We start from the raw sequence: 12,346 nt of genomic DNA, 5'->3' as shown, positions 1-12,346 counted from the left end.
GAGCCTGCCTGTGTACCCACCGATCGAACCCTACGCCCACGGCCACCTCGACACCGGCGACGGCCACCACATCTACTGGGAGCGCTGCGGCAACCCGTCCGGCAAGCCGGCGGTGTTCCTGCACGGGGGCCCGGGCGCGGGCTGCGGCCCCGACCATCGCCGTCTGTTCGATCCCGAGCGTTACGACATCCTGCTGTTCGACCAGCGCGGCTGCGGGCGCTCGACGCCGCATGCCAGCCTCGACAACAACACGACCTGGGACCTGGTGGCCGACATCGAGCGGCTGCGTGAGATGACGGGCGCGGAACAATGGCTCGTGTTCGGCGGTTCGTGGGGCAGCGCGCTCGCCCTCGCCTATGCGCAAACACACCCGCAACGCGTAAGCGCGCTCGTCGTGCGCGGCATCTTCACGATGCGTCGCGCGGAATTGCTGTGGTATTACCAGGAAGGCGCATCGCGGCTGTTTCCGGACCTGTGGGAAGAATTCCTCGCACCGATTCCGGAAGCCGAGCGCGGTGATCTGATGGCCGCGTACCATCGCCGGCTGACGGGTGACGACGAAGCCGCGAAGCTCGAAGCCGCGCGTGCGTGGAGCCTGTGGGAAGGCCGCACGATCACGCTGCTGCCCGATCCGGCGCTGGCCGAGCACTTCGCGGACGGCCGCTACGCGCTAGCGTTCGCGCGGATCGAAAACCACTACTTCGTGAATCGCGGGTTCGTCGACGAAGGCCAGTTGCTGCGCGACGCGCATCGGCTCGCCGGCATTCCGGGCGTGATCGTCCAGGGCCGCTACGACATCGCGACACCCGCACGCACCGCATGGGATCTCGCGAAAGCGTGGCCGGACGCGACGTTTGAAATCGTGCCGGACGCCGGGCACGCGTACAACGAACCGGGCATCCTGAAGGCACTGCTCGCCGCGACAGACCGGTTCGCCGCGTAAGCGTAATCAGCACTGAGAGACACCGCACAGCGCGCTGCGGCCGGCAAGACCGGCCCGCACGCGCCGTGCCGCCCCGCTCACAGCGCGGCTTCGACGATCGCCCGGCCGCTGATCGCGCGCTCGACGAGCTGTTCGTCCCCGACCTTGCGGATCGCGTCGTCGAGCAACCCTTCCGGCTCCTCGGTCGCCACCTTCAGCAGGCCGGACAGCCCGCGTGCGTCGAGCACCACCAGCGTCTCCATCGAATCCGCGCGGCTCACGAGCACGCGGCGGAACGCTGGGCCCGCGCCGAAGCTCGCGCAGAGCGCAATCGTCTCGTTGCCGAGCGGGTAGTCGAAGTTCTTGATCATCTCTGCCGCCGTTGCAACGGAATGGCTGCGCGACGGCGCGGCGCCGTGACGTCGACGCACCCGCGCGTGCCGCCGGCGCCGGACCGATCCGATCCGTTCGCCGGCACCACCATGCTAGGCGGGTAGTATTAACGACGACTTAAACGGTCGGCGAGCGGTGTATCGGGCAGATCACCGCGCATCACGGCGCTTCGTCGAGCGGCTCGACCGTCACGCCGACCTTCAGCTCCTGATCCGCGCCGCCGCCGCGAATCACGCCGCGCAACGGCGTCACGTCCGCATAGTCGCGGCCGATCGACAGCATCACGTAATCGTCACCCGGCGCCCGGTCGTTGGTGGGGTCGAGTTGCAGCCAGCCGCCATCTTCTGGCCATGCCGGGTCGTACACGTCGATCCATGCATGCGACGCATCCGCGCCGATCAGCCGCGGCTGCCCGGGCGGCGGCTGGGTCAGCAGATACCCGCTCACATAGCGCGCGGCGAGCCCGAGCGAGCGCAGCGCGCCGATCATCACGTGCGCGAAATCCTGGCACACGCCCTTGCGCAATCGCAACGCATCGAGCGCGGTCGTCGTGATGTCGGTGCTGTTCGGCGTGTACGCGAAATCGGCATGCACGCGCCGCATCAGGTCCCACGCGGCCTGCACGAGCGGCCGCCCCGGCGTGAAGCTCGCGGCCGCATACGCGGCCAGTTCGGGATCGCACGTCACATGCGGCGACGCGAACACGAACTCGCTCGCCGCGTCGTACGGCTGCCCCGCGCGAAACCGCAAGCGCTCGCGCACGGCCTCCCACGCCATCGCATGCTCGGCGTCGGGGTTCGCGATCGCGGGGGGCGGTGCGCCGCGTGCCCCTAGCGACCATACGGGCGGGCTCACGCGCACCGTGCTGCGGCTACGCACGAGCAGTGCATCGTGAGGCTGGTTCAGCGCGAACGACGCGCGCGCGTTGCCGAACGCATCGATCTCGGTGCAGACCGACTCCGGCGCGGGCTCGATGTCGAGCGCAAACGACAGCACCTGCTGGCGCGGCGTCGCGAGTGGCTGCAACCGCGCCTGGTGCTGCGCGGATTCGACGCGCGCCGCGTAGCGGTATTCGGTGTCGTGCGTCACGCGCAGCACGCGACCGGGCGCGACGGTGGTCGGCGTGGCGGGTGTTGCAGGGGTAGCCGCCGGTGCGCCCTTCGCGCTGCCGGAACCCGGCGCGGGCGACGTCTTCGCCGCGTGTTTCGTCGTCACCATAGCGTCCTGCCCGCGTCGCGCACATGACTGAAATAGCGCTCGCCGATCCGGTTCGACAATTCCCACACCGCCTTCACGGTCGTGTCGAGCGCGTCGAGCAGCTTGTCGTGCCGGCCGTCGTCGCCGGTTTCGCACAATTCGTGCAGCGACCACGCGGGCACGTCCGGAACCGTCTCGGCGAGTTCGGACAGCGCATAGCCTTCGCTGCGCTCGACTTTCGTCAGCCGGCCACGCAGCGCCTGCACGACCCAGCCGAGCGAGCGCGGGTTGTCGGTGTCGAGCACGACGAGCGACAGCAGCGGCGCGACGTCGAAGCCGCGCTGGAACCGCGAGCGGAACGTGATCGTGCTGTCGAACAGCTCCAACACGAGCTCGAAGCCGTCCTGCCGGTGCACGGCGCCCTCGTCGAACGCGAACTTCAGCACGCTGCACAGAAAGTCCAGCCGCTCGATCTGCCGGCCGATCGACAGCAGCCGCCAGCCGTCGTCGCGCGTCATGTTGTCGGTCTGCGCGCCGGTGATCGCACCGAGCAGCAGGCCCAGCCGCTCCAGCAGTTGCAGCGCCTCGTTGCCGATCTGTTCTTCGGCTTCCGGATGGTCGGCGCTGTCGGCGAACAACTGCGTCGCGTCGTCGATCAACCGCCACTGGTCGCTCGACAGCCGCTCCCGGATCGCGGCGGCGGCGCCGCGCATCCCGAACAGGCAGGACGCGATGCCGGACGTGCGGTCCGCGCCGCGCGTGAGCGACGTCGCGAGCGCGTGCTGGAACGCACGCGGCGCATCGACGGCGTTCGGCGCGTCGGACGCGACCAGCCCGGTGTCACGGCACAGCGTGTCGATCAGCTCCAGATGCGCGGGACTGTCGACGTCGTCCTCGCCGCGCAGCCGCTCCAGCGCGGCGCGCGCGAGACGCATCAGGCTGGTCGCGCGCTCGGTGTAGCGGCCGAGCCAGAACAGGTTCTCGGCCGCGCGGCTCGCAATCGCGCGCGGGTGCTCGACGAGATCGTCGGGGCCGAGACGGGTCTGCAGCAGCGTCGTCGAATCTACGATGCCTTCGGTCATCACCCACGTATCGACGGTGCTCCCGCCGCGCGGCATCGGCGCGTTGAACAGCGTATCGCGCGTGCCGACCCGCGACAGGCCGCCCGGCAGGAGCCGCCAGCGTTGCGCGCCGTCGGCGAGCGCGAACACGCGCAGCAGCAACGGTTTCGGCACGATGCGCGCGCCGCCGTTACCGTCGGGCGCGTCGCGCCCCGGCCAGGTCGGCGCCTGCGACAGCGGCAGGTCGGCCTGCACCGTGTAATGCTCGGGCCGCGCGAGGATCCGCGCACGCCACTCGGCCAGTTGCGCCGGCGTGAGCCGCGCGCCGATCACCGGATCGAACCCGCCGCCGGCCTGGGCGTCGGGTGGATACGACGGTTTCACGATGCTGCGCGCGAGCTGCGGCAGCGCGTCGTCGCACGCGGCCGCCTCGCCGCACCACCACGAATGCACGGCGGGCAGCGTCAGCGTTTCGCCGAGCAGCCCTTCCGCGAGGCGCGGCATGAAGCCGAGCATGCCCGGCGATTCGAGGAAGCCCGAACCCGGCGCATTCGCGAGCAGCACGTTGCCCGCGCGCACGGCCTGCAGCAGCCCCGGCACGCCGAGCAGCGAGTCGGGCCGCAGTTCGAGCGGATCGAGCCACGCGTCGTCGACGCGCCGCAGGATCCCGTGCACGGGCTCGAGCCCGCGCAGCGTCTTCAGGAATACGTGGTTGTCGCGCGCGGTCAGGTCGCCGCCCTCGACGAGCGTAAGACCGAGATAGCGCGCGAGATACGCATGCTCGAAGTAGGTCGCGCTGTGCGGCCCCGGCGTCAGCAGCACGATCCGCGAATTCCTGGCGGTAGGGCTGAGCGCCTGCATGCTCTGCAGCAGCGACCGGTACGCGGACGCGAGCCGCTGCACGCGCAGCCCGCGAAAGCCGCGCGGAAAGAGCCGTGACACGATCAGCCGGTTTTCGAGCAGATAACCGAGCCCGGACGGGCCCTGCGTGTGCTGCGCGACGATCCGCCATTGCCCGTCGGGGCCGCGCGCAAGGTCGAACGCAACCAGGTGCAGCCACGTGTCGCCCGGCACGCGCGCGCCGCGCATCGCGCGCAGATAGCCGGGGTGGCCGGTGACGAGCGCGGGGGGCAGCAGTCCGCGCTCGAGGATCGTCTGCGGGCCGTACAGATCGGCCATGGTCGCGTTCAGCAGCCGCACGCGCTGCAGCACGCCGCGTTCGATCCCGACCCAGTCCTCGGGCGTGACGATCAGCGGCAGCAGGTCGAGCGACCACGGGCCGGCCGCGCCGTCGCCCGCGCGTTGCTCGTGGAGCTGGTAGAACAGGCCGTTCTCGCGCATGCGTCGTTGCAGCGCGTCGGCGCGGCGGTCGAGGTCGGCCACGCCGTCGGGGCCGATCGACGTGAAGAAGCTGCGCCATGCGGGGGCAAGCAGCGGCGCGGTGAGGCCGGCGGCGCTGCCGCGCAGTTCGTCGTAGCGGCCGGCAGCGGCCGGCGCCGCGAGCGCGGCGGCCAGTTCCGCGGCGTCCGGCTGCGCGCCGGTATCGAAAAGCGTGGGCATCGCGTCGGCGTCGGCGAGAGTGTCGGGGTGAATGAGCGGCACGGTCGGTATCGTTCCGTCGTCAGGGTGCGGCCGTGCCCGCGCGCCGCCGCAGCGGCGGCCGGGCACGGCGGACGCGGCGGGCAGCCGCGGCCTGCCCGCATCCTAGCACTCCGGCCGGCGCGCAGGGAGGTCGCGAACCGCGCATCGTCGTCCGTCCGTTCATCCGGCGCTCAGGGCCGCCGCAGGTCGAGCGTAAACGGGAATTCGCGGCTCGGCGCGGCGGCCGATGCCGTCATCCGTCCCGGCGTGTGTCCCATCTCGACGAAACGCGTGAGCCGGCGGCTTTCGGCCTCGTACGCATTGACCGGGAACGTCGCATAGTTGCGCCCGCCCGGATGCGTGACGTGATACCGGCAGCCGCCGAGCGAGCGCTGCAGCCACGTGTCGACGATGTCGAACGTGAGCGGCGCGTGCACGCCGATCGTCGGATGCAGCGCCGACGGCGGCGCCCACGCCTTGTAGCGCACGCCCGCGACATATTCGCCGACGGTGCCGGTGGGCTGCAGCGGCAGCGCGCGGCCGTTGACGGTCACGACGTGCCGGTTGTCGTTCAGCCCCGTCACGCGCACCTCGAGCCGTTCGACCGACGAATCGACGTAGCGCACCGTGCCGCCGGGCGCGCCCTCCTCGCCCATCACGTGCCACGGCTCCAGCGCACCGCGCAGCGACAGCTGCATCCCGTTCACCGCGATCTGGCCGAACAGCGGGAAGCGGAACTCGAAGTGCGGCGCGAACCACGCCGGATCGAACCCGAAGCCGGCGTCGCGCAACTCGGCCAGCACGTCGTCGAAATCCATTTTCAGGAACGCGGGCAGCATGAAGCGATCGTGCAGCGCGGTACCCCAGCGCGTGAGCGGCGTCGTGTAAGGCGCAGCCCAGAAACGCGCGACCAGCGCGCGCAGCAGCAGTTGCTGCACGATGCTCATCCGCGCATGCGGCGGCATCTCGAACGCGCGCAGTTCGAGCAGGCCGAGCCGGCCGGTCGACGAATCGGGCGAATACAGCTTGTCGATGCAGAACTCGCTGCGGTGCGTGTTGCCGGTCACGTCGATCAGCAGGTTGCGCAGCACGCGGTCGACGAGCCACGGCGGCATGTGCTGCCCGTACAGCAGCTTGTTGCGCTGGATTTCCGCGAACGCGATGTCGAGCTCGTAGAGCTGGTCGTTGCGCGCCTCGTCGACGCGCGGCGCCTGGCTCGTCGGGCCGATGAACAGCCCGGAGAACAGGTACGACAGCGACGGATGGTTGTGCCAGTAAGCGATCAGGCTCGCGAGCAGGTCCGGGCGGCGCAGGAACGGGCTGTCGGCCGGCGTCGCGCCGCCGAGCACGAAGTGGTTGCCGCCGCCCGTGCCGACGTGCCGGCCGTCGACCATGAACTTCTCGCTCGACAGGCGCGACTGCCACGCGGCGTCGTACAGGAATTCGGTCTGCTCGACGAGTTCGTCGAAGCTCCTGGCCGGATGGATGTTCACCTCGATCACGCCGGGGTCGGGCGTGACCTGCAGCAGCTTGAGCCGCGCATCGCGCGGCGGCGGATAGCCTTCGAGCACGAGCTTCACGCCGATCGCGTGCGCGGTCAGCTCGATCGCCGCGAGCAGGTCGAGATAATCCTCGAGCGCGGCGAGCGGCGGCATGAACACGTACAGGATGCCTTTGCGCACTTCGGCGCACAGCGCGCTGCGCGTGATCCACCCGGCGGATTCGAAGCGCTCGGGGCGGCGCTGCGGGTCCTGCAGGCCGGGCGCATGCCGTCCGGCTGCGTCGGCGCCGTCGCCGCGCCACTGCATGACCGTTTGCGTGGGGGCTTCGCGATGCGCGCCGGCGAGATAGCGCGGCGCGTCGGCCGCGCCCACATGACGTGCACGGAACGCGGTCGCGTCCGGCAGCGCGGCGCGCGGCGCGAACGGATCGCGTTCGACCAGGTACGGATAATCGGCGCCGGTGACCCACGGCAGCGAATCGAGCGGCAGCCGATAGCCCATCGGCGAATCGCCGGGCACGAGATACATCCGCTCGTCGCGGAAGAACCACGGGCCCGTCTGCCAGCGCGGACCGTCGAGGCCCGGCCGATCGCGGCCGGACTCGTCATCCGCGCGCTTGAGCGGCAGCACGTAGCCGACCACGCTGTCGAGCTTCTGCTCGAACACCTTGCGCAGCCGCGCGCGTTCGAGCTCGTCGTCGAGGCGCGAATCGAACGGATCGACGTTGACGGGCAGCCGGCGCTCGCGCCACAGGTAGTACCAGACATCCTCGTAGCCGGGCTGCACGAATTCGTGGGTCAGGCCGAGGCGCGCGGCCAGCGCGTCGATGAAGCGCTTCGCGTCGTCGGTCGTCAGCGCGGACGGCTCGCGCTCGTCGGCGAACAGCGACGGGTCCTGCCACACGGGCTGACCGTCGGCCCGCCAGAAGATCGACAGCGCCCAGCGCGGCAACTGCTCGCCCGGATACCACTTGCCCTGCCCGAAATGCAGGAAGCCGCCTTCGCCGTATTCGGCGCGCAGCCGCTGCACGAGTTCGGTCGCGTAGCCGCGCTTGGTCGGGCCGAGCGCATCGGTGTTCCACTCGGCGCCGTCGCGATCGTCGATCGACACGAAGGTCGGCTCGCCGCCTTGCGTCAGCCGCACGTCGCCGGCCGTCAGCGCACCGTCGACCTGCGTGCCGAGCGTGCGCACGGCCGCCCATTGCGACTCGGTATACGGCTTCGTCACGCGCGGCGATTCGTACACGCGCGTCACCGCCATCTCGTGCTCGAACGAGACTTCGCATTCGTCGATCAGCCCTTCGACCGGTGCGGCGCTGGTCGGCTGCGGCGTGCATGCGAGCGGAATATGCCCTTCGCCGGCGAGCAGGCCCGAGGTCGGATCGAAGCCGATCCAGCCGGCGCCCGGCAGATAGACCTCGCACCATGCGTGCAGGTCGGTGAAGTCGACCGACGTGCCGCTCGGGCCGTCGAGCGCCTTCACGTCGGGCGTGAGCTGGATCAGGTAGCCGGACGCGAAGCGCGCGGCGATACCGAGATGCCGGCACAGCTGCACGAGCAGCCATGCGCTGTCGCGGCACGACCCGGACGCGAGCTCGAGCGTCTGCTCGGGCGTCTGCACGCCCGGCTCCATGCGCACGAGATAGCCGATGTCGCGCTGCAGCTGCTGGTTCAGCGCGACGAGGAAGTTCGTGGTGCCGGCCGGCGTGCGGTCGACGCCGTCGAGATACGCGCGGAACCGCGGCGCCTCGCTCGTGGCCGGATCGCACGCGAGGTATGGCGCGAGTTCGGTCTTCAGCGCATCGTCATAGCTGAACGGGTATTGCTCCGCGCTCGCTTCGAGAAAGAAGTCGAACGGGTTGTACACCGACATTTCGGCGACGAGATCGATGGTGATCTCGAAGTGTTCGGTGCGCTCCGGAAACACGAGCCGCGCGAGATAGTTCGAAAACGGGTCCTGCTGCCAGTTGATGAAGTGCTCGGCGGGCTCGACCGTCATCGAATACGCGACGATCGGCGTCCGGCAGTGCGGCGCGGGCCGCAGCCGCACGATCTGCGGCCCGAGATTGACGGGCCGGTCGTAACGGTAGCGGGTGGTGTGATGCAGCGCGACGTGGATGGGCATGGGGGAGCCGCTCGGTTCGGGTTGGGGCCGCGCGCGCCGCGTCGCCGTCGCTGCGGCGGCACGGTGCGGCGGATTCGGCGAAGGGGCGCGTCAGACCAGTTCCGGCGACTGCACGACGCTGATCTCGACGCCGACGGCGCGCGCGCCGAGTCCTGTCACCGGCTGCGCGTCGCGATGGTCGAGGCCGACCGCGATGCGCACGTAGCGCTCGTCCGGGCAGCGGTTCATGAATGGATCGAAGCCGACCCAGCCGAGCCCTGCTACGTACGCCTCGGCCCACGCGTGCCCGGCCGGCTGCTGCATCAGCGCGGCGGTTTGCGGCTGCGCGCCGAGCGCCGGCTGCTGCAGCCCCAGTGACTGCGACTGTGACTGCCCCTGCGACTGTGACTGTGATTGCGACTGCGCGGCATGCGACGCGCCGAGCGCTTGCTCCATGCCCTCGCTGCTCTGCAGCGCAAGCGATTCCTCCTCGTCTTCGTCAGCGACGCTCTGCTTCGCGTCGGCGATGCGCTGCATCGCGCTGTCGGCGAGCACGTAGCCCGAGATATAGCGCGCGGGAATCTTCAGCACGCGCGCGGCCGCGATGAACGCATGCGCATGGTCGCGGCTCGTGCCCTCGCCGTTTTGCAGCGCGGTTTCGGCGTCGACCGGCGCGTCGGCCAGGGTCGGCGCGTATGCGATGCGACCGTGCACTTCCGTCATCAGCCAGTGCAGCGCATCGAGGCTGTGCGGCTCGATCGGCAGTGCCTGCGCAAGCTCGCGCACGGTGTCGCCGGCCTTCGTGAGCGCGGTCTCGCGCTCGAAGATCCACGGCGGCGCATAGCCCTCGGAGTTGCCGAGAATGCCCGCACGGTCCTGCGTCTCGACGACGCCGGCCGCGACCACGACGATCTCGTTCTTCGCGCCGGGGTCGTGGCGCACGAGGTCGATCCGATTGCCGAAGCCGTCCGCATAGGACAGCGTCGGCTCGACGCCGTCGATCGTGACCTGCCACGCGCGCACCGTCTGTCCAGGCCCCGATTGCGGGCGCAGCCGCAGCCGTTGCAGCGCATGGGTGGCTTGATCGTCGAACTTATAACGCGAGATGTGTCGGATGGCGAGTCGCATGGCAAGTCTCAGTCGAAGTTGTAGGCCTGGGCGATATCGGCCCCGAGGCTGTTGTTGCGGCCGATGAAGTCGGTCAGGAACTCGTGCAGGCCGCTCTTGAAGATCCGCTCGACCGACGTGTCGGACAGCATCTGCAGGATCTTCGTGGCCGTGTCGTGACACGGGTGTGTCACGCCGTAATCCTTCGCGAGCAGGTTCAGGCTCGACACGACGCGCCCGTAGCAATAGCGCAGCGAACGCGGCATGCGGCCGTTCAGGATCAGGTAGTCGGCGATGTTCATCGGCTTGTACTGCACGTCGTACACCCAGCGATACGACCGGTGCGCGGCCACGCAGCGCAGGATCGTCTCCCACTGGTAGTTGTCGAGGATCGTGCCGACGTGCGACACCGACGGCAGCAGCAGGTGATATTTCACGTCGATGATCCGCGCGGTGTTGTCCGCGCGCTCGACGAACGCACCGATCTGCGCGAAATCGAAGATCTCGTTGCGCAGCATCGTGCTGTAGAAGCTGCCGAGGATCAGCGCGGTTTCGCGCTTCACTTCGTCGAGCACGGCCGGCAGCCCGCTCTCCGGCACCGGCTCCGCGAGCGCGCGGCGCAGCGCCAGCCACGCGCCGTTCACGCTCTCCCACGCCTCGCGCGTGAGTGCCGTGCGCACCATCCGCGCGTTCGAGCGTGCGGCCTCGATGCACGACAGCACGCTCGACGGGTTGTCGCGATCGCGCAGCAGGTAGTCGGTCACGGTATCGGCGGCATATGCGTCGTACTTCTGACGATAGCCGTCGTCCGCGCCCGAGCTGACCAGCACCGACGACCATTCGGCCGGCGCGTCGGACGTGCGCGTAAGCGCCATCCGCAGCCCGGCATCGACGATGCGCGCGATGTTTTCCGCGCGCTCGATATAGCGGTACATCCAGTAGAGACCGCTCGCAGTTCGTCCCAGAAGCATCTCGTATCCACTCCGTCTTCGTTCGGTTCGCGCGCCGGCTGCGGCGCGCGCGGTCGTGCCCGGCTCAGTCGGCCAGCACCCAGGTGTCCTTGGTGCCGCCGCCCTGGCTCGAGTTGACGACAAGCGATCCTTCCTGCAGCGCGACGCGCGTGAGCCCGCCCGGTGTGATGCGGATCCGGTCCGACACCAGCACGAACGGCCGCAGGTCGACGTGGCGCGGCGCGAGACCGGCTTCGGTCAGGATCGGCGTCGTGGACAACGCCAGCGTCGGTTGCGCGATGTAGTTCGCGGGCCGCGCGCGCAGCTTCGCGGAAAATGCCTCGAGCTCGGCCTTCGACGCGCATGGCCCCACCAGCATCCCGTAGCCGCCCGAGCCGTGCACTTCCTTCACGACCAGTTCGTCGAGATGATCGAGCACGTATTTCAGGCTGTCGGCCTCGCCGCAGCGCCAGGTCGGCACGTTCTCCAGCAACGCCTTGCGGCCCGTGTAGAACTCGACGATCTCCGGCATGTACGAGTAGATCGCCTTGTCGTCGGCGATGCCGGTGCCCGGCGCGTTCGCGATCGTGATGTTGCCGGCGCGGTAGACATCCATGATGCCGGCCACGCCGAGCACCGAGTCGGGGCGGAACGTGAGCGGATCGAGGAACGCGTCGTCGACGCGGCGGTACAGCACGTCGATCTGCCGGAAGCCTTCGGTCGTGCGCATCGCGACGCGACCGTCGACCACCTGCAGGTCGCTGCCTTCGACGAGGTGCACGCCCATCTGGTCCGCGAGGAACGAATGTTCGTAGTACGCGGAATTGTGGATGCCGGGCGTGAGCACGGCGATGGTCGGGTTGTCGGCGTTGCCGCCCGGCGGGCACACGGCCGCGAGCGACTGGCGCAGCATCTGCGGGTAGGTCTCGACCGGGCGCACCTTGACCTGCTGGAACAGCTCCGGGAAGAGCTGCATCATCGTCTCGCGGTTTTCCAGCATGTACGACACGCCCGACGGCGTGCGCGCGTTGTCCTCCAGCACGTAGAACGCGTTTTCGCTGGTGCGCACGATGTCGACGCCGATGATGTGCGTGTAAACGTTCCCGGGCGGCCGGAAATCGATCATCTCCGGGATGAATGCCTCGTTGTGCGCGATCAGGTGCTTCGGCACGATGCCCGCGCGGACGATTTCCTGGCGGTGGTAGATGTCGTCGAGGAACGCGTTGAGCGCCATCACCCGCTGCTCGATGCCGAGCGACAGCCGGCTCCATTCCGCGCCCGAGATGATGCGCGGCACGATATCGAACGGAATCAGCCGCTCGGCGGCCTCCGCGTCGCCGTATACGGCGAACGTGATGCCCGTCCTGCGGAACACGCCTTCGGCGTCGTGGGCCTTCTGGGCGAGGCTTGCTGGGTTCTGCGTGTCGAGCCACTGCTTGAGGCGCGCGTAAGGCGCTCTCACCATGTCGCCGGATTGCAGCATTTCATCGAACGGTTTCATCGAATTGTTCTCCATCGTTCTCCCCGGCA

The 12,346-nt window shown here is 69.3% G+C and carries 8 protein-coding genes; 1 reads left to right on the top strand and 7 read right to left on the bottom strand.

From position 1 onward, the window contains the following. The first annotated feature begins 10 nt into the window (after window positions 1–10). A complete protein-coding gene (gene pip / locus SB786_RS18560) occupies window positions 11–943 on the top strand; it encodes a prolyl aminopeptidase (protein ID WP_410728710.1) in 933 nt (310 codons plus the stop codon). Window positions 944–1,020: 77 nt separating this feature from the next. Here pip and SB786_RS18555 read toward each other — a convergent pair whose 3' ends face one another. The 7 genes from SB786_RS18555 to SB786_RS18525 all read right to left on the bottom strand — a co-directional run bounded on the left by SB786_RS18555 (window position 1,021) and on the right by SB786_RS18525 (window position 12,317). Continuing rightward, on the bottom strand, window positions 1,021–1,293 hold the full coding sequence (locus tag SB786_RS18555; protein ID WP_410728709.1) for a hypothetical protein: 273 nt from the start codon (window positions 1,291–1,293) through the stop codon (window positions 1,021–1,023). A gap of 181 nt (window positions 1,294–1,474) precedes the next feature. Next, window positions 1,475–2,533: a transglutaminase family protein gene (locus SB786_RS18550; protein WP_410728708.1), complete on the bottom strand. Its 1,059-nt coding sequence runs from the start codon at window positions 2,531–2,533 to the stop codon at window positions 1,475–1,477. Continuing rightward, entirely contained in the window at window positions 2,527–5,133 is a 2,607-nt protein-coding gene (locus SB786_RS18545) for a circularly permuted type 2 ATP-grasp protein (protein ID WP_410728736.1), read from the bottom strand. Before SB786_RS18545 ends, SB786_RS18550 begins: the two co-directional genes overlap by 7 nt. 212 nt (window positions 5,134–5,345) lie before the next feature. Next, the gene (locus SB786_RS18540) at window positions 5,346–8,780 is read right to left on the bottom strand and encodes a DUF2126 domain-containing protein (RefSeq protein WP_410728707.1); all 3,435 of its coding nucleotides are present in this window, start codon (window positions 8,778–8,780) and stop codon (window positions 5,346–5,348) included. Window positions 8,781–8,870: 90 nt separating this feature from the next. Then, window positions 8,871–9,887 carry a transglutaminase family protein gene (locus tag SB786_RS18535; RefSeq protein ID WP_410728706.1) on the bottom strand — a complete coding sequence of 339 codons (1,017 nt, stop codon included), beginning with the start codon at window positions 9,885–9,887 and terminating at the stop codon, window positions 8,871–8,873. Window positions 9,888–9,895: 8 nt separating this feature from the next. Then, window positions 9,896–10,837: an alpha-E domain-containing protein gene (locus SB786_RS18530; protein WP_410728705.1), complete on the bottom strand. Its 942-nt coding sequence runs from the start codon at window positions 10,835–10,837 to the stop codon at window positions 9,896–9,898. Between the two features lie 64 nt (window positions 10,838–10,901). Further along, window positions 10,902–12,317: a circularly permuted type 2 ATP-grasp protein gene (locus tag SB786_RS18525; RefSeq protein ID WP_410728704.1), complete on the bottom strand. Its 1,416-nt coding sequence runs from the start codon at window positions 12,315–12,317 to the stop codon at window positions 10,902–10,904. Window positions 12,318–12,346: the final 29 nt, after the last annotated feature.

This window comes from Burkholderia sp. SIMBA_062, from assembly GCF_046534765.1.
GTDB lineage: Bacteria > Pseudomonadota > Gammaproteobacteria > Burkholderiales > Burkholderiaceae > Burkholderia > Burkholderia ambifaria.
The sequence above is the reverse complement of the archived record's forward strand: the minus strand, read 5'-3'. Positions and strand labels throughout refer to the sequence as shown.

Bases quoted from the DNA above. Each gene is read 5' to 3' on its own strand.
- SB786_RS18555 (WP_410728709.1), bottom strand. From the start codon at position 1,293: ATGATCAAGAACTTCGACTACCCGCTCGGCAACGAGACGATTGCGCTC.
- SB786_RS18550 (WP_410728708.1), bottom strand. From the start codon at position 2,533: ATGGTGACGACGAAACACGCGGCGAAGACGTCGCCCGCGCCGGGTTCC.
- SB786_RS18545 (WP_410728736.1), bottom strand. From the start codon at position 5,133: ATGCCCACGCTTTTCGATACCGGCGCGCAGCCGGACGCCGCGGAACTG.
- SB786_RS18540 (WP_410728707.1), bottom strand. From the start codon at position 8,780: ATGCCCATCCACGTCGCGCTGCATCACACCACCCGCTACCGTTACGAC.
- SB786_RS18535 (WP_410728706.1), bottom strand. From the start codon at position 9,887: ATGCGACTCGCCATCCGACACATCTCGCGTTATAAGTTCGACGATCAA.
- SB786_RS18530 (WP_410728705.1), bottom strand. From the start codon at position 10,837: ATGCTTCTGGGACGAACTGCGAGCGGTCTCTACTGGATGTACCGCTAT.
- SB786_RS18525 (WP_410728704.1), bottom strand. From the start codon at position 12,317: ATGAAACCGTTCGATGAAATGCTGCAATCCGGCGACATGGTGAGAGCG.